Source organism: Rhizobium sp. WW_1 (assembly GCF_003610155.1).
Taxonomy (GTDB): Bacteria; Pseudomonadota; Alphaproteobacteria; order Rhizobiales; family Rhizobiaceae; genus Rhizobium; species Rhizobium tropici_A.
Map to the genome: position 1 here is coordinate 393,580 of NZ_RAIN01000004.1, position 17,546 is coordinate 411,125.

A 17,546-nucleotide genomic window follows, 5' to 3' on the forward strand; every position below is an offset into this window, starting at 1 on the left:
GTTTGCAATCGCGTGCAATATGCGCACTATGTCAGTTTTGTGAAACTTTTATGACAATATAGGTTGACAGCGTGAGCCAAGCAATGCAGCATTTGCACACGCTTGCAAAAGCGCCCAGCGTGGAGGCGCTGCAAAGCAGGGAGGACATCATGCGATTGGTTAACATGGCCGCGGCGGCCCTTGCCGCGGGAGTATCTCTTATTGCCTGGTCGGCACATGCCGCAGGCGACCTGAACATGATCTGCTCGGCAGATCCCGAAGTCTGCGACATGATGAAGGGGCTCTTCGAGAAGCAGAGCGACATCAAGGTCAATATGGTCCGCCTGTCCGCCGGCGAAACCTATGCCAAGATCCGCGCCGAGGCCCGCAACCCGAAAACCGACATATGGTGGGCGGGAACCGGCGATCCTCACCTGCAGGCGGCAGCCGAGGGCCTGACGCTCGAATACAAATCTCCGCTTTTCGACCAATTACAGGACTGGGCAAAGAAGCAGGCCGAAAGCGCCAACTTCCGCACGGTCGGCGTTTACGCCGGAGCGCTTGGCTGGGGATACAACGCTGACATTCTCAAGAAGAAGGGCTTGAAGGAGCCGAAATGCTGGGCCGATCTGCTCGATCCCTCCTACAAGGGCGAGATCCAGATCGCCAATCCGAACTCGTCGGGCACGTCCTACAATACGCTCGCGACGCTCGTGCAGATGATGGGCGAGGACAAGGCTTTCGATTATCTCTCGAAGCTCAATGCGAATATCTCGCAATATACGAAATCCGGCTCCGCCCCGGTGAAAGCGGCCGCCCGCGGGGAAGCGACTATCGGCATCGTCTTCATGCACGACGCCGTCGCCCAGACGGTCGAAGGCTTCCCCATCAAGGCAGTCGCACCCTGCGAGGGCACCGGGTACGAGATCGGCTCCATGTCGATCATCAAGGGCGCCAGGAACCTCGAGAACGCCAAGAAGTGGTATGACTGGGCGCTCAGCGCCGAGGCGCAATCGCACATGAAGGACGCGAAGTCCTATCAGCTTCCTTCGAACAGGTCGGCCGAGGTCCCGAAGGAGGCGCCGAAGTTCGAAGAGATCAAGCTGATCGACTACGACTTCAAGAAATATGGCGATCCGACGGTGCGCAAGGCCCTGCTTGCCCGGTGGGACAAGGAAATCGGGGCGAAAGCCAACTGATCGACCTTCCCGATTGCCAACGCGGGCCGGCTCCCATGTGTCCGGCCTGCGTAGCCCCTGAATATTGCTGAACGGGATGCGAATCCGACCATGACCAATAGCAAACGCCGGCTGGATGTCGCGCTTATTCTCGGCATCGCTGCCCTGATACTACTCCCATGGTATCGCATCGAGGGCGGCTTCTTCAGCCTCGGCTGGCTGAGCAGCTTTCCCTTCGCCCCCTCCACAGCGCCGGGAATACTGGAAATCGTCAGCTACGGCCGATGGTGGCTCGCGATCGCCGTCGGGCTCTTCTTGCTCGGCGGCATCGCGCGCTTCCTTTCCAATCCGAAGCAACGCGGCGCGCTCATGGCCTGTGCCGGTGCGTTGGGCTTTGTCTTCTTATCCCTGCAGGGTCTTGCCATAACGTCGTCGGGCTGGAGCTGGGCGATCAGCGAAAGCCTGTTCGGCCCGCTGACGGATGGCCAACCTGCCATGGGCGCCGGCGCCATCACGCTCGGCATCGTCTATGTTCTGCTCTTTTCCTTCGGCCTTGCCGAACGCGGCGTGATGAAGGGTGATGCCTTCGTCGTCAGCGCGATCACCATGCTGATCGTACTGGTCGCAATATTCGTCTTCTATCCCGTCGGCAGCATGTTCGTCGGAGCATTCCAATCGTTTGACGGATCGTTCGATCCAAGCGGCTTCGTCAACAACATCCAAGATCCGTCCATCTGGAGCCTCAGCTGCGTGGTCGGCGGCGACCGTTGCGGCGTCGCCTGGCGCACGCTCTGGCTCGCCATCCTGACGGCAGGCACATCGACGCTGCTGGGGCTCTGCTTTGCCCTCGTCGCCACCCGCACGCGCTTTCCCTTCAAGAAGGGTCTCAGGCTCCTGACGATCCTGCCGATCATCACGCCGCCTTTCGTGGTCGGTCTGGCGTTGACCTTGCTGTTTGGTCGGTCGGGCGTCATCACACAGACGGCCGCCTCGCTCTTCGGAATGGAACCTGGTCGCTGGCTCTATGGCCTGACCGGCATATGGATCGCGCAGGTTCTCTCCTTCACCCCGATTTCCTTTCTCGTCCTCATCGGCGTCGTCGAAGGCGTCAGCCCGTCGATGGAGGAGGCGTCACAGACCCTGCGCGCCGATCGCTGGCGCACATTCTGGCGGGTATCCCTGCCGCTGATGAAGCCCGGCCTGGCAAATGCCTTCCTGATCGGCTTCATCGAGAGCATGGCCGACTTCGGCAACCCGATGGTGCTCGGCGGCAGTCACGGCGTTCTGTCGACGGAAATCTTCTTCAGTGTCGTCGGCGCGCAGAACGACCCCTCGCGCGCTGCCGTCCTTGCGATGATCCTGCTGTTCTTCACCCTGAGCGCCTTTCTTGCGCAACGCCTCTGGCTACAAGGCAAAAGTTTCGCGACCGTCACAGGCAAGGGCGATTCTGGTGCTCACGCCGCCTTGCCCCGCGGCCTTTCGATCGCGGTTCATGCGGTTGTCATTCCCTGGATGATCTTTACCGTCGTCGTCTATCTCATGATCCTCTTCGGCGGCTTCGTGCGCACCTGGGGTCTAGACAACACGCTGACGGTCGAACACTACATCAAGGCCTTCTCGATCGGCCTGCGCGACGACGGCGGTCTTGCCTGGAGCGGCGTTGCCTGGAACTCCTTCTGGACGACGATGGAAATCGCCCTGATCTCCGCGCCACTAACGGCCGCTGTCGGCCTGCTGACGGCCTATCTGATCGTGCGCCAGAAATTCGTCGGTCGCGGCCTGTTCGAATTCGCGCTGATGATGAGCTTCGCCATCCCCGGCACCGTGATCGGTATCAGCTACATCATGGCCTTCAACCTGCCGCCGCTGGAAATGACAGGAACGGCGCTGATCCTGGTCGCCTGCTTCGTCTTCCGCAATATGCCGGTCGGTGTTCGCGGCGGCGTGGCCGCCATGAGCCAGCTCGACAGAAGCCTCGACGAGGCCTCGCTAACGCTGCGGGCCGACAGCCTGCGCACCATCCGCAAGGTGATCCTGCCGCTGCTGCGGCCGGCGGTTACCGCAGCGCTCGTCTACTCCTTCGTGCGAGCCATCACCTCCATCAGCGCGGTCATCTTTCTTGTCAGCGCCCAATACAACATGTCCACCGCCTATATCGTGGGCCTGGTCGAGAATGGCGAATATGGTGTGGCGATCGCTTATTCTTCCGCGCTCATCGTCGTCATGATCACCATCATCGCCAGCTTTCAGCTGCTCGTCGGAGAAAGGCGGCTCCGACGCGTAAACCGCGTCGCGATGGCGCCGGCGCCGGCAGCACCCGCATCCCTTGCTCAGGAGAAAACCGCATGAATCCGAAGGCTCCCGGTTCCGTCGTCTTCGAGAATGTCCGAAAGACCTTCGGCGCATTTACCGCCATTCCCGATCTCTCGCTCACCATCGAACCCGGAACGCTCGTGACGCTGCTCGGCCCTTCCGGTTGCGGCAAGACGACGACGCTTCGCATGCTGGCGGGGCTCGAACACCCCTCCTCGGGCCGTATCCTGATCGGCGGCAAGGATGTCACCATGCTTCCGGCCAACGAGCGTGACGTCTCGATGGTCTTCCAGAGCTATGCTCTGTTTCCGCACATGACAGCTCTCGACAATGTCGCCTATGGGCTGGAGTCCTCAGGCATGAAACGCAGGCAGGCGCGCGAGAAGGCCGAAGGCGCGCTCGACCTCGTAGGCCTGACGGGCATGGGCGCGCGCCTACCGGCGGAACTCTCCGGCGGTCAGCAGCAGCGCGTCGCCGTTGCGCGTGCGCTCGTCGTCGAGCCTCAGGTCTTGTTACTCGACGAGCCGCTTTCCAATCTTGACGCGCGGCTGCGCCGTCGCGTCAGGACCGACATTCGCGAATTGCAGCAGCGGCTAGGCTTTACCGCAGTCTATGTTACCCATGACCAGGACGAGGCGCTCGCCGTGTCCGATCGCATCATCGTCATGAAGGACGGCGGCATCGCACAGCAGGGCGCACCGCGCGAACTCTACGATGCCCCGGTCTCCGCCTTCATCGCCGATTTCATGGGCGAGGCCAACGTCATGACATGCGATGTCATCGAGACTGACGGCGACAGCGCCACGATTGCGATCGAAGGACTTCTTCACCGGATCAGCGGTCGTTCGGTCACACGAGGTCCCGCCCAACTCGCGGTGCGACCGAACGCGATCATGCTGACGCCAAGAACGAGTAACGGCTCCTTTAACGGCCTGATCACCCACTCGGCCTATCTCGGCGATCATGTCGAATATGAGGTAAAGACCGACCGCGGCTCCCTCTTCGTCATCGACGCGACCGTCGATTCCGCGCTTCCTCCCGACACGGATGTCACGATCGCTTTCAAGGATCGTGGCGTTGCCGTCATCGGCGGCTAAACGCCGTCAAACATTAGCTATTTAAGGACATCTGCATGACATCCGCACCCCTCGTCGATCTTGAAACACGTCTCTCCCTTGCGCAGGCCATGGCCCGCGAGGCCGGGGCGCTCGCGCTCGACTATTTCAAGCGGCGTGAGACCCTGATCATCGAAACCAAGCGCGACCTGCAGGATGTCGTGTCCATTGCCGACCGGGAGGTCGAAAATCTCATTCGCGGCCGCATCCACCAGGCGCATCCTGGGGACAGCATTCTTGGCGAAGAATATGGACTGGAAACAGGCACCTCCGGCTATACGTGGGTTGTCGACCCGATCGACGGGACAAGTCCCTTCGTCAATGGCATGCCGAATTGGTGCGTTTCCATCGCTGTGCTGCATGACGGCATTCCTGTAATCGGTGTGATTTCGGCGCCGTGCCATGATGAACTCTATGTGGCCGCGCAGGACAAGGGCGCCACCTTGAACGGCAAAAGCCTCAGGCTGGATGCCACTCGCAACATCCGTAACGCCGTGACCGGTATCGGCGCCAACAATCACGTATCGCCTGCTTTCGTCGCCAGGATGGTCGAGCAAGTGCTCGAGGCGGGGGGCAACTTCGTTCGCAATGGGTCGGGTGCCCTGATGCTCGCTTATGTCGCGGCCGGCCGCCTGGTCGGCTATTACGAACCCTACATGCACGCCTGGGATTGCCTGGCAGGCTATTGCCTCGTCAAGGAAGCCGGCGGCTGGTACCACCCGTTTCCGACTGAAGGCGAACGTCTCACCAAGGGGTCGGTTGTTCTGGGCGCGGCACCAGGCGCGATCGACGACCTCAAAAAGATAGCTGGCTTATAAAATTCACGGTAGACAAGAGCCGGGTAGACACTAATTTAAATGAACGCGCTTGCAAACCGCTCACCAGATCCGGCGGATACCTAGCGCAAAGCGGGCTTGTGATCGAGGAGAGTAAGCCAGTCCGTTTCACAGAAGAGATAACAATGGGAGGAATGATGCCTAATCGCTTCACTTGGAGCTGCCTTGGGGTGGCCGCAATTTCATTTGCCGGGGCATCGCACGCGTTTGCAGCAACCGAGCTGCAATGGTGGCACGCCATGTCGGGCGCCAACAACGAAGTTGTCGAACAGCTGGCCAAGGAATTCAACGACAGCCAGAAGGACTATAAGATCCTACCCGTGTTCAAGGGTACCTATCCAGAAGCGCTGAACGCCGGTATCGCCGCTTTTCGTGCCAAGCAGGCACCGGCTATCCTGCAGGTCTTCGATGCAGGCAGCGGCGTGATGATGGGTGCCGAAGGCGCGATCATGCCGGCAGCCGAAGTCCTGAAGAAGGGCGGCTATACATTCGACAAGTCGCTCTATCTGCCCGGCATCGTTTCCTACTATTCGAAGCCGGACGGTACGATGCTGTCCTTCCCCTACAATTCGTCTTCCCCGATCCTCTATTACAACAAGGATACCTTCAAGAAGGCCGGGCTCGACCCCGAAAGCCCGCCGAAAACATGGCCTGAGGTTTTTGATGCCGCCAAGAAGATCAAGTCGAGCGGCGCATCGGCCTGCGGCTTCACCTCCACCTGGCTCACCTGGATTCAGACCGAGAACTTCGCCGCCTGGAACAATGTCAGCTACGGCTCCAATGAAAACGGCCTCGGCGGCACCGATGTCAAGCTGGCGTTCAATACACCGCTCTTCGTCCAGCATTTCCAGGCGATCGCCGACCTCGCCAAGGACGGCACCTTCCGTTATGGCGGCCGCACCTCGGAAGCCAAGCAACTTTTCACTTCGGGGGAGTGCGGCATCCTGACGGAATCATCCGGCGGCCTCGGCGACATCATCAAGAGCGGCATGAATTACGGCATCGGACAGCTCCCCTACTACGATGGCGAGGGCAGGCCGCAAAACACCATCCCCGGCGGCGCCAGCCTCTGGGTTTTCGCGGGCAAGAGCGACGCGGAATATAAGGGTATCGCCGAATTCTTCCACTTCCTGTCGCAGACGAAGATCCAGGCCCGCCTGCACCAGGTATCCGGCTATCTGCCTGTGACGATGGCTGCCTATGAGGAAACCAAGAAATCCGGCTTCTATGACAAGAACCCTGGCCGTGAAACACCGATCCTGCAGATGTTGGGCAAGGCTCCCACTGCCAATTCCAAAGGCGTGCGCCTCGTCAACCTGCCGCAGGTGCGCGACATCATGAACGAAGAATTCGAAGCAATGCTGGCGGGCAAGGAAGATGCCAAGACGGCGCTCGACAAGGCCGTGCAACGCGGCAATGCCGCCATCCAGCAGGCCATCGGCAATTGATGGGTTGATGCGGTCTGGCCCGCAGCCCTCAGGCTGCGGGCAGTGTCCCATCCTAGGAGATCGCCATGCCGCGTGTCGTCTTTCCGAACAAGATCCTTCCGTATTTCCTTGTCGCTCCGCAGATCGTCCTGACGGTGGTCTTCTTTTTCTGGCCGGCAAGCCAGGCGCTTTATCAGTCGATGCAACGCGAGGACCCCTTCGGACTGAAAAGCGGTTTCGTGGGCCTTGCCAATTTCCGCGCTATTTTGTCCGACGAGACCTACCTGCATTCCCTCCAGGTGACGGTGATTTTCAGTGTTGCTACGGCACTCCTGCCGATGATCGTCGCGCTTGCGCTAGCGGCTGCCGCCGACAAGGTGGTGCGCGGTCAGGGTCTTTATCGGACGCTGCTGATCTGGCCCTACGCGGTCGCACCCGCCGTCGCCGGCATGCTATGGCTCTTCATGTTCAATCCGGCCATGGGCACACTGGCCTATATTCTGCGTCGCAACGGATTTGCCTGGGACCCGCTGTTGAATGGCAATCAAGCCATGGTGCTGGTCATCATCGCCGCCGCCTGGAAGCAAATCAGTTACAATTTCCTGTTCTTTGTTGCCGGCCTACAGGCAATCCCCAAATCGTTGCTTGAAGCGGCCTCGATCGACGGCGCTCGAGGCGCCCGGCGCTTCTGGACGATCGTCTTTCCGTTGCTGGCGCCGACCACCTTCTTCCTTCTCGTGGTCAACACAGTCTACGCCTTCTTCGACACGTTCGGCATTATCCATGCCGTCACCGGCGGCGGACCAGCAAAAGCGACGGAGACACTTGTCTACAAGGTCTACAATGACGGTTTCGTCAATCTCAATCTCGGCTCCTCAGCGGCTCAGTCCGTCGTCCTGATGGTGATTGTCATTGCGCTTACGGCCTTCCAATTCCGCTTCGTCGAGAAGCGTGTGCATTACGGGTGAGGCAAGCCGATGATCGAAAAACGTCCCGTCGCCAATCTGATCGGCCATCTCATGCTGATCCTGGGCATCATCATCGTTGCCTTCCCGATCTATTACACTTTCGTTGCCTCGACGATGACATCTGCCGAGATACTGCGGCCGCCTATCTCGCTACTGCCGGGTGGCCATTTTAGCGAAAACTATGGCGAGGCCCTGAACGGCGGCGTCGAGCGTGTCGTTGGTGTCAGCCTCGAGCGGATGCTCTGGAATACATTTATCGTCGCGGTCGTCATCGCCGTCGGCAAGATTGCGATTTCTTTCCTGTCGGCCTTCGCCATCGTCTTCTTTCGCTTTCCGCTGCGGATGGTCTTCTTCTGGATGATCTTCGTCACGCTGATGCTGCCGGTGGAGGTGCGCATCCTGCCGACCTACAAGGTCATCGTCGATCTTGGCATGATCGATACCTATGCGGGACTGACGCTTCCGCTCATGGCTTCGGCAACGGCGACGTTCTTATTCCGACAGTTCTTCCTGACGGTGCCGAGCGAATTGCTTGAGGCGGCCCGCATCGACAATGCCGGTCCTTTCCGCTTCATGCGCGATATCCTGTTGCCGCTGTCGAAGACCAATATAGCCGCGCTATTCGTGATCCTCTTCATCTATGGCTGGACGCAATATCTGTGGCCGCTCCTCGTCACCAATGACGCGAAGATGTCGACGATCATCATCGGGCTCAGGAAAATGGTGGATTTCGCCGATGCGGCGACGCCTTGGAATTTCGTGATGGTGACGGCGATCCTGGCGATCATCCCGCCCATCCTCGTCGTCGTACTGATGCAGCGCTGGTTCGTCAAAGGTCTGGTGGAAACGGAGAAATAATGGCTGGGATCACCCTCAAAAATGTCCGCAAGACCTATGGCGGCAATGTCGATGCGATCAAGGGCGTGTCGCTCGAGATTGCCGATGGCGAACTTGTGGTGCTAGTCGGCCCCTCCGGCTGCGGTAAATCCACTCTGCTGCGTATGATCGCAGGCCTCGAAGCCATCACCTCCGGCGAAATCAGCATCGGCGACCGCGTCGTCAATCGTCTGGAACCTTCCGAGCGCGACATCGCCATGGTCTTCCAGAACTATGCGCTTTATCCGCATATGACCGTACGCCAGAATCTCGCCTATGGTCTCAAGAACAGGAATGTTCCAAAAACCGAGATAGACCAGCGTATCCAATCAGCAGCGCGATCGCTCGAGATTGAGCCTTTTCTCGAGCGCAAACCACGTCAACTCTCCGGCGGCCAACGGCAACGTGTGGCGATGGGCCGCGCCATTGTGCGCGAACCGGCTGCATTTTTGTTTGACGAACCACTCTCAAATCTCGATGCGAAGTTGCGCGTGCAAATGCGCATCGAGATCAAGCGCCTGCAGCGTTCACTCGCGACCACGAGCGTGTATGTCACCCATGATCAGATGGAAGCGATGACGCTAGCCGACAAGCTCGTTGTTCTCAATGGCGGCAAGATCGAACAAGTGGGCAGCCCGATCGAACTCTATGAGACGCCGGCGACAACCTTCGTCGCCGCATTTATCGGCTCGCCCTCCATGAATCTGATCAAGATCAATGAAAGCTCCGGCATCACGCTGCCGGCAAATATAGGAACTGCGGCTGCCTTCCCGACGATCGGAATTCGCCCGGAAGACCTTCATCTCTCGGAAACCGGGCAAGATGGATGGTTTCACGCCAAGGTTCGCGTGCAAGCCGTCGAGCTGGTAGGAGCAGAAAGCTATGTGCATGGGACGTTGCCTGATGCTCAAGCCATCATCTTCCGCGTCCCAGGCCGATCTAATATTGCTATCGACCAGGAATGCTATATCCAGGCAGATCCCAAAAGGCTGCATATGTTTTCGCAGGACGGCACACGGCTTAGATGAAGACGTATAACTGCCGGTAGGAAGAGGATCGGACATCCCGTGATGAATGACCGGCTTCTTGATGATATCCGAGCCATCGGCCACGTCTGATGGGCAAGGTAGTTAGCATATTTGCATGCTGTGGAGCCACGTTATGCCTCGGTTGCCGTCCGTAGATCACGTCAAAGCAAAGTTTCGAATTCATATAGGATGAAAGAAAGCTACATAGGCATCGGCGGTCTAAGGATGGACTTATCCACACAGTAACATCTGATTGAACCAAGCATGTCTTACAAACATCACCGAGATTCCTTTGAACGATCGGAACTAAATAAGATAAAGATGAGAGCAAATATCACGAAGATAGTGATCTTAAACCACTGCCATCACTTATGATGAAATAGCTATCTATGTGTTCAGCGAAGCCCAACGGCGTTCACTCAGGGATCACAGTCAGGCAGGCCCCAGCATGATGAATGTTTCGCTCTTCGACACACCTTCCGTCGCCCTCACGGTTGAAATCAGCTCGTTCAGTTGAGACATGGTCGATACTTCGATCTCGGCGATCATGTCCCAGTGCCCGTTCGTGTTGGAGAGCGATGCAACCCCCGGCAGACGTTTGATGGCGGATATCGGATTTCGCGGAGACCCGGAGATTTCGACGAGGATGAAGGCTCTGATGAGGTCCTTGCTTGCATCGTCCTTCAGCCGGACCGTGAAGCCCTTTATGTCCCCCGTTGCGATTAACCGGTCCAGGCGCTTTTGAGCCGTCGCCCGTGCAACCCCTAAAATCTGCGCGAGCTGCGGAACCGACGCTCTTCCATTGATCCGCAGTTCGGCGATCAGCTGTCGATCGAGGTCATCCATAAATCTATCATTTCGTCAAAATTATTACTATTTCGGCATTTTATCGTGATTTCGATCACTTTGCATTCTTTTTTGTTCGCTGATCCGGGACTACGACTGATCTCGCGTTGACGGGACAGCGGCTGGATAAAAGAGGGCGAACCAAATAACCAGCAGCCGATCCGGCCATCGCTCGGACCATACCTGAGCGCCATCCAAGGTCCATGCGCGACCTATTTGGGAGAGGATCTACAATGAAGTTGAACCATATTCTTTCCGCGATTTTCATCGCGGCAGCGGCATGCCTTCCTGTTACGGCCGTCCACGCCGACGATCTTCAGAAGGTCGAAAAGTCAGGCCAGCTTTCCGTTGCCCTTTCGGGCGTGTTTCCGCCATTCAGCTTCGTCGACGAGAGCAACAAGGTTGTCGGCTTCGATGTCGATATCGGCACGGAGATCGCAAAGCGCCTCAAAGTCGAGCCGAAGATTGTCACGACCGCCTGGGACGGCATCATCGCTGGTCTGGTTACGGGCCGCTACGACACGATCATCGGCTCGATGAGCATCACGGAAGAGCGCAAGAAGGCGGTGGATTTCGTCGGGCCGTACTACCGTTCCGGGCTTGCCGCCTTCGTCAAGAAGGGCGCGAACGTCCAGAGCGTCGACGCACTCAAGGGAAAAGCCGTCGGCGTCACGCTCGGAGAAGCGGCCGAAAAATGGGCGCGCGAGCAGAACGCCTTCGAGATCCGGACCTACAAGGGGTTGCCGGAGATGCTCCTCGATTTGCAGGCCGGTCGCGTGGACGCCGTTATCGCTGACGATGTTCCCGTCTTCGTCGCGATCGCCAAAAGCAATGCGCCCATCGAGCAGGTCAAGGATGACAAGATGCCGAAGTACGACATCGGCATCGCTGTTCGCAAGAACAATCCCGAACTGGCAGCCGCCATGCAAAAGGCGCTCGACGACATGATGGCCGACGGGACCTACCAAGCCATCTCCAAGAAGTGGATCGGTCAGGACATTCGCTGATTATGCGGGCCGGGTCCAAACGCGGCCTGGCCAATATTCCACTTTTTCGGAACCCGGTCGGCTGCGAGATCGCCCCGTCGACCGATTCCACATCGCTTCAACGGTGGCTCGTTGTGCTGCCGCAAATAAGGAGCGCTGGCCCGGGAGGCCGGAATGGACTTTCAACTTATCGGACGAATAGCCCCGTTTCTGGTGGACGCGTCTATGGTGACAATAGAGCTGACCGTCTGCTCGCTGCTTGTCGGTCTCGTCGTTGCCACCATAGTCGTCATCGGCCGCTTTTCGAAGCTGCGGACGATACGGCTGCTTGCGACCGCCTATGTCAGCATCATGCGCGGCACGCCTGTTCTGGTGCAGCTCTTCCTGGTCTTTTTCGGCGGACCTCAGCTCGGCTTTGAGCTTACGCCATTCGTGGCGGGAGTGGTGACGATGGGGTTCAATATCGGCGCATACATGTCCGAGGGGGTCAAGGGAGCGATCATCGCCGTCGACAAAGGGCAGACGGAAGCATCGCGGTCGCTCGGGTTTGGGCGCTTCGATACGATGCGCCTCTTCATACTGCCGCAGGCTGCTCCACTCATTATCAAGTCGCTCGGGGTGAACACAGTCATCTTGTCTAAGAGCACCGCCTTGGTGTCGACCATCGGCGTCGTCGAGCTTACCTATGCGGCGCAACGGTTCGTCACCTCGACTTACAAGCCCTTCGAAGTCTTCACCGTCGCCGGGGCGGCCTATATCGCCATCGTCGCCGCGATCTCCCTGATTGTGCGTGGCATCGAGCATCTCTTTGATGTCACGCGGAGGGCGCAGGCATGAGCTTCGATTTCAGCGTCGTCCCCTCCTATGCGCAGATACTCTGGACAGGCGTTCTTTGGACCATTCTGATAACCGTTCTCGCAGGCGCCATCAGCGTCGCCTTTGGCATCGGGATCGCGGTCACCTCAATGTACGGCTCCAAGATCGCAAGCGTGCCTCTAAGAGGCGTCGCCTTCCTCTTCATGGGAACGCCGCTCCTGCTGCAGCTCTATCTTTTCTATTACGGGCTGTCGCAAGTGGGGATCATGCTGCCGGCATTCTGGACCGGCGTTCTGGGGTTGGGACTGCACTACGCGGCCTATAATGCCGACATCTTCCGGGCCTGCCTGAAAGGCGTCGATACCGGTCAGACAGAAGCAGCCAGATCGCTCGGCTTCGGTCGCGGCGCGACGCTGCGGCATTTCATCATACCCCAGGCCCTGCTTACCGCCCTGCCTCAGGTCGGAAACAACAGCATCATCCTTCTCAAAGATACTGCCGTGCTCTCGGTGCTTGGCATTACGGAGCTGGTTTTGAGTGCCCAAAGGGCAATCAGCGAAACCTACCGCCCCTTTGAGTTCTATTTCACCGCCGCATTGCTCTACTACCTCGTCAACCTGGCGATGGAGTATCTGTTGAGCATCGCCGCACGGAAAGTGGAAGCCATCCGATGACATCACAGCTCCCCATGATCGAACTGCGACAAATCCGCAAATCATACGGAAATCACGAGGTACTCAAAGGTATCGACCTGAGCGTCGAGCGAGGCAAGATCGTGTCGATCATTGGCCCGAGCGGCTCCGGCAAGAGCACCCTGCTGCGATCCATCAACATGCTCGAGGCGCTGTCGTCCGGAGAGATTTGGCTCGAGGGCCAGCAGGTGAACCGCCCGCTCAAGGGGCGCGCATTCGAAAACCACATCAACCATATCCGCCAGGAAATGGGCATGGTGTTCCAGCAGTTCAATCTATTTCCCCATCTGACGGTCCTGCAGAACATCATGATAGGACCTATGAAGCTGAAGGGCCTGACAAAGCCGGCCGCTTTGGAGCGAGCTAACGCCCTTCTTGCGAAGGTCGGACTGACGGACAAGGGGGATGCCTATCCAGCCCGGCTATCGGGCGGGCAAAAGCAGCGCGTCGCGATCGCTCGCGCCCTGGCCATGCAGCCCAAGGTCATGCTTTTCGACGAGGCGACCTCCGCTCTCGATCCTGAGCTTGTCGAGGAAGTCAACCAGGTCATGAAGCAACTGGCGGCCGAACATATGACCATGCTGATCGTTACGCACGAAATGCGGTTCGCCGCCGAGGTGTCGGATCACGTCCTGTTCATGGACGGCGGCGGCGTCGTTGAGCAGGGCAAGCCTGACATCGTCCTATCAAATCCTACCGAAGAGCGTACCCGCGCCTTCCTTCGAAAGCACCTGGCGAACTGAAGCCCAATGACAAACCTATTGGAAACAAGCAAAATCGACCGAAAGCATGTCCGCGATCTGGCGCTGCGCCTCACATCCTGGTCAAGCGAGACGGGAACGCCCGGCGAGGCTTCCTTTGCCGACCGGTTCCACGATCTTCTGATGGAAATTCCCTATTTCCGCGAGCATCCGGAACACATCCGGCTGGTGGCAAGCCATGGAGAGCCCCTCACCCACAACGTCGTCGCTCTTGTACGGGGAACCGGGAAACGGACCATAGCGATGGCGGGCCATTTCGACACGGTCTCCACCGATAATTATCATGAGCTTCAAAACCTTGCCTGCGATACTCCGGCACTGCATCAGGCTCTTATCGAGACGATCTCGGCGCGGACCAGCCGATCCGAACAGGAGGAGCGGGCTCTGGCCGATCTGCTGAGCGGCGATTTCCTTCCAGGACGCGGCCTTCTCGATATGAAGAGCGGCCTCGCCGTCGCGGTCGCTTGCCTGGAACAGTTCGCCGCCGATCCGGATCGTCAGGGAAATCTCGTGCTGGTCGCCACGCCGGATGAGGAGCGAGAGAGCCGCGGGATGCGGTCGCTGCGCGACGCACTGCCCTCGATCGTCAAGGACCTCGATATCGATATCGCCGCAGGCATCAATCTCGACGTGACATCCGACCAAGGCGACGGAAGCGAAGGCCGCGCGGTCTATGCGGGCACGATCGGCAAGCTCCTGCCCTTCGCACTGGTCGTCGGCTGCAGCTCTCATGCAAGCTATCCGTTCGAAGGCGTGAGTGCACAGGCCATGGGAGCGGCCATCCTATCCCGGCTCGAGGGCAAGGCTGCTCTGGCCGACCGGGACAACAACGACATTTCGCCTCCGCCCATTTGCCTGGAAGCAAAGGATTTGCGCGATGGCTATGAAGTCACGACGCCAGAACGCTTCTGGGTCGCGTTCAATTGGCTATACCACACGATGTCGGCCGACGAACTCTTCTTACGCTTCAAGGAACAGGTCACCGCTGGCGCCGAGGAGGCGGTGGACACGTTCGCGGAACAGGCGCTTCAGTTCGGGACCCTCGCCGGAAAAAGTGCGGGGGCGATCCCGGCCAAACCCCGAATTCTGAGTTTCGATGAACTCAAGACGATTGCCGGACAAGTGGCGGGCGAAGACTTCCCCTCGATATATGCGGAAGAGGAGCGCTCACTTTCCGGCATCGACAATCCCTTGGTGGTTACGCGCAGACTGACTGCGTGGCTTGTCGGCATCGCTCGCGTTTCCGGTCCGGCCGTCATCATAGGTTTTGCCGGGCTGCACTACCCGCCTTCCCATCTCAACCACGATGTCGAAAACGACCGGGCTCTCCACGAGGCGATCGAGCAAGCCCGATCACGTCTTGCGAGCGATCAGGAAAAGAGCGTCAGTTGGAAGCCGCATTTTCAGGGCATCTCGGACATGAGCTTCCTTGGCCTTGCCGCCGGCAACAGCAAGGTCGTATCGGACAACACGCCGATCTCGCGCTTGATTGACAATCCGCCAGGCGATGCGTTGCAGTTCCCCGTGGTCAACCTCGGCCCATGGGGGAGAGAATTCCACCAGAAGTTCGAGCGCGTGCATGAGCCCTACGCCTTTGCAGTTTTGCCCGACCTCGTGCTCGAAATTGCCACCACCTTTCTCACCAAAGGCAATCGCTAAATAACCCTGCGCCTCCAGGTGTGCGTTTCCCGCGCGCCCTCCAGGCATGCTAAAAAGGACCGATGGAATGTCCGCGAATCCAAACCTGAATATCGTCCCCTTCGTGAGCGTAGATCACATGATGCGCCTGGTTCTCAGGATCGGCGTGGAGACATTCCTGACCGAGCTTGCCGCAGTTATCGAAGAGGACTTCGCGCGGTGGGAGCAGTTCGACAAGACGCCCCGCGTTGCCTCCCATTCGGACGAAGGCGTCATCGAACTCATGCCGACGAGCGACGGCACGCTTTATGGGTTCAAGTATGTCAACGGTCATCCGAAAAACACGAAGGAGGGCCGCCAGACCGTGACCGCCTTCGGCGTACTGTCGGATGTTGGCAACGGCTATCCGATGCTGCTTTCGGAAATGACGATCCTGACGGCGTTGCGCACAGCCGCCATGTCGGCTGTTGCCGCAAGACATCTGGCCAGATCAAATTCCAGAGTGATGGCGATCATCGGCAATGGAGCGCAAAGCGAGTTTCAAGCCCTAGCTTTCAATGCAATCGTCGGCGTCACCGACCTGAGGCTCTACGACATCGATCCGTCAGCAACACAACGCTGTGCTGCGAACCTTTTAGGGACGGGCCTTAGCGTCAAGATCTGCGGTTCCTCGCAGGAAGCCGTCGAAGGTGCGGATATCATCACGACCGTAACCGCCGACAAGCAGTCCGCGACGATCCTCTCCGACAACATGGTTGGACCCGGTGTCCATATCAACGCGGTCGGCGGCGATTGCCCGGGAAAGACGGAGCTTCACAAGGATATCCTCCTGCGCTCGGAAATCTTCGTCGAGTATCCGCCACAAACCCGTATCGAGGGCGAGATACAGCAACTGGATGCCGATTACCCCGTCAACGAGCTCTGGGAAGTGATTGCCGGACGGCGCGAAGGGCGAGCATCCGAACGCTCGATAACGCTGTTTGACAGTGTCGGATTTGCCATCGAGGACTTCTCTGCCCTGAGATATGTGCGCAGCAAGCTCAAGGAAACCGGGCTCTATGCCGAATTGGACCTTCTGGCCGACCCCGACGAGCCACGCGATCTCTATGGAATGCTTTTGAGGTGCAAGGCGCAGATCGCCGCCTAGGCTTTTCGACAGCCATCGGAGGATCAGGCCAATCGCGCAGGCTAGGGCCAATCCAAGCACGCGGCGCAGCAATCCGGGTGGCGGACGGGCCTTGTTCCAAACGGATCAGGTGTTTCAGTCAATGCTGTCCTACCGAAACATGGCTGCTGACGAGCCGACCATGCCTCAGATCATGGATCATCACCGCAGGAGGGTCTGCTGCTTGCGGCATGCGAGATGCATCGAGCATGAGGGGATTGGCGGGACATATGGAGCCGCATATGTAGGCCGGAATACCGGCAAACAGGCTCGACATTCCCCGATGAACATGGCCACTGCAAATGGCGACTGGCTGTCGAACGCCGCTTGACAGCAGGCCCGCCAGGGCCTCCGTACCCCTACACATGGCAGCATCCAGCAAAGAGATGCCACAGGGAAAAACATGATGGTGGGTAAAGAGCAGTGGGGTGCTTGCCGAATTATCCGTCAGCACCTGCCGCAACCAGGAGAGATGTTGCGCGACATCACCATAGGCTGCACCGTCGACACTTGTATCGAGCCCGATTAGCGGAATCCCACCGTGAGACTCGATAAAATGCATTGCGGATTGCTCGTGCCAGTAATCCACCTGCGGCATGGCTGCCCGCATAATGGTGCGATCGTCCGAGTTGCCGGGCAAGATCAGCGAACGACAGGAAAGACGATCAAGCGAAGCCGTTATGACGCCGTAGCCCTCTGGCCAACTCCCGTCGACCAGATCGCCGGATACAACCAATATGTCGGGTTCCAGGGCCGTCAACCAGGACACGGCACGCTCGAGTCGGGCAATGCCATCATTCGTCGGGCTGGCATGAATGTCGCTAATCTGGGCGATAAGCATGAAGTCCATTTCACATTGGTGCGATATATCGAATGATGATCGTTATAACATAGTCCGTTCATCGTTCTGCCGCGAAATCGC

16 protein-coding genes are annotated in these 17,546 nt (G+C 58.5%); 14 read left to right on the forward strand and 2 right to left on the reverse strand.

Annotated elements, in window-relative coordinates:
• Window positions 1-149: 149 nt before the first annotated feature.
• The 8 genes from BJ928_RS14930 to BJ928_RS14965 all read left to right on the forward strand — a co-directional run bounded on the left by BJ928_RS14930 (window position 150) and on the right by BJ928_RS14965 (window position 9,720).
• Entirely contained in the window at window positions 150-1,178 is a 1,029-nt protein-coding gene (locus BJ928_RS14930; protein ID WP_047630494.1) for an ABC transporter substrate-binding protein, read from the forward strand.
• A gap of 90 nt (window positions 1,179-1,268) precedes the next feature.
• The gene (locus BJ928_RS14935) at window positions 1,269-3,506 is read left to right on the forward strand and encodes an iron ABC transporter permease (RefSeq protein ID WP_047630213.1); all 2,238 of its coding nucleotides are present in this window, start codon (window positions 1,269-1,271) and stop codon (window positions 3,504-3,506) included.
• Window positions 3,503-4,567 carry an ABC transporter ATP-binding protein gene (locus tag BJ928_RS14940; protein WP_047630215.1) on the forward strand — a complete coding sequence of 355 codons (1,065 nt, stop codon included), beginning with the start codon at window positions 3,503-3,505 and terminating at the stop codon, window positions 4,565-4,567. The genes BJ928_RS14935 and BJ928_RS14940 overlap by 4 nt, the downstream gene beginning before the upstream one ends.
• Window positions 4,568-4,602: 35 nt before the next feature.
• Window positions 4,603-5,403, forward strand: a complete 801-nt coding sequence (locus tag BJ928_RS14945) for an inositol monophosphatase family protein (RefSeq protein WP_047630216.1) — start codon at window positions 4,603-4,605, stop codon at window positions 5,401-5,403.
• A 188-nt stretch (window positions 5,404-5,591) separates the two neighbouring features.
• Window positions 5,592-6,869, forward strand: coding sequence for a sn-glycerol-3-phosphate ABC transporter substrate-binding protein UgpB (gene ugpB / locus BJ928_RS14950; RefSeq protein ID WP_245432307.1), 1,278 nt, complete (start codon window positions 5,592-5,594; stop codon window positions 6,867-6,869).
• Between the two features lie 65 nt (window positions 6,870-6,934).
• On the forward strand, window positions 6,935-7,816 hold the full coding sequence (gene ugpA, locus BJ928_RS14955; RefSeq protein ID WP_047630217.1) for a sn-glycerol-3-phosphate ABC transporter permease UgpA: 882 nt from the start codon (window positions 6,935-6,937) through the stop codon (window positions 7,814-7,816).
• A gap of 9 nt (window positions 7,817-7,825) precedes the next feature.
• Entirely contained in the window at window positions 7,826-8,674 is an 849-nt protein-coding gene (gene ugpE, locus BJ928_RS14960) for a sn-glycerol-3-phosphate ABC transporter permease UgpE (protein WP_047630219.1), read from the forward strand.
• A complete protein-coding gene (locus BJ928_RS14965) occupies window positions 8,674-9,720 on the forward strand; it encodes a sn-glycerol-3-phosphate import ATP-binding protein UgpC (RefSeq protein WP_047630221.1) in 1,047 nt (348 codons plus the stop codon). The genes ugpE and BJ928_RS14965 overlap by 1 nt, the downstream gene beginning before the upstream one ends.
• A 432-nt stretch (window positions 9,721-10,152) precedes the next feature.
• Here the strand turns inward: BJ928_RS14965 and BJ928_RS14970 are convergent, their stop codons facing one another.
• The gene (locus BJ928_RS14970) at window positions 10,153-10,566 is read right to left on the reverse strand and encodes an Lrp/AsnC family transcriptional regulator (RefSeq protein WP_047630223.1); all 414 of its coding nucleotides are present in this window, start codon (window positions 10,564-10,566) and stop codon (window positions 10,153-10,155) included.
• 233 nt (window positions 10,567-10,799) lie between these two features.
• On the opposite strand from BJ928_RS14970, the gene BJ928_RS14975 reads away from it, so the two are divergent.
• From BJ928_RS14975 to BJ928_RS15000, 6 genes are all read left to right on the forward strand, one after another.
• On the forward strand, window positions 10,800-11,573 hold the full coding sequence (locus BJ928_RS14975; protein WP_082011801.1) for a transporter substrate-binding domain-containing protein: 774 nt from the start codon (window positions 10,800-10,802) through the stop codon (window positions 11,571-11,573).
• Window positions 11,574-11,726: 153 nt separating this feature from the next.
• Window positions 11,727-12,389, forward strand: coding sequence for an amino acid ABC transporter permease (locus BJ928_RS14980; protein ID WP_047630225.1), 663 nt, complete (start codon window positions 11,727-11,729; stop codon window positions 12,387-12,389).
• Window positions 12,386-13,042, forward strand: a complete 657-nt coding sequence (locus BJ928_RS14985) for an amino acid ABC transporter permease (RefSeq protein WP_047630227.1) — start codon at window positions 12,386-12,388, stop codon at window positions 13,040-13,042. The genes BJ928_RS14980 and BJ928_RS14985 overlap by 4 nt, the downstream gene beginning before the upstream one ends.
• Complete coding sequence (locus tag BJ928_RS14990; protein WP_047630229.1) at window positions 13,039-13,803, forward strand: amino acid ABC transporter ATP-binding protein; 765 nt, start codon at window positions 13,039-13,041, stop codon at window positions 13,801-13,803. Before BJ928_RS14985 ends, BJ928_RS14990 begins: the two co-directional genes overlap by 4 nt.
• 6 nt (window positions 13,804-13,809) lie before the next feature.
• Complete coding sequence (locus tag BJ928_RS14995; protein ID WP_047630231.1) at window positions 13,810-15,480, forward strand: M20/M25/M40 family metallo-hydrolase; 1,671 nt, start codon at window positions 13,810-13,812, stop codon at window positions 15,478-15,480.
• 67 nt (window positions 15,481-15,547) lie between these two features.
• On the forward strand, window positions 15,548-16,606 hold the full coding sequence (locus BJ928_RS15000) for an ornithine cyclodeaminase (protein WP_047630232.1): 1,059 nt from the start codon (window positions 15,548-15,550) through the stop codon (window positions 16,604-16,606).
• A 118-nt stretch (window positions 16,607-16,724) separates the two neighbouring features.
• Here the strand turns inward: BJ928_RS15000 and BJ928_RS15005 are convergent, their stop codons facing one another.
• The gene (locus tag BJ928_RS15005; RefSeq protein WP_197070119.1) at window positions 16,725-17,474 is read right to left on the reverse strand and encodes a phosphodiesterase; all 750 of its coding nucleotides are present in this window, start codon (window positions 17,472-17,474) and stop codon (window positions 16,725-16,727) included.
• Window positions 17,475-17,546: the final 72 nt, after the last annotated feature.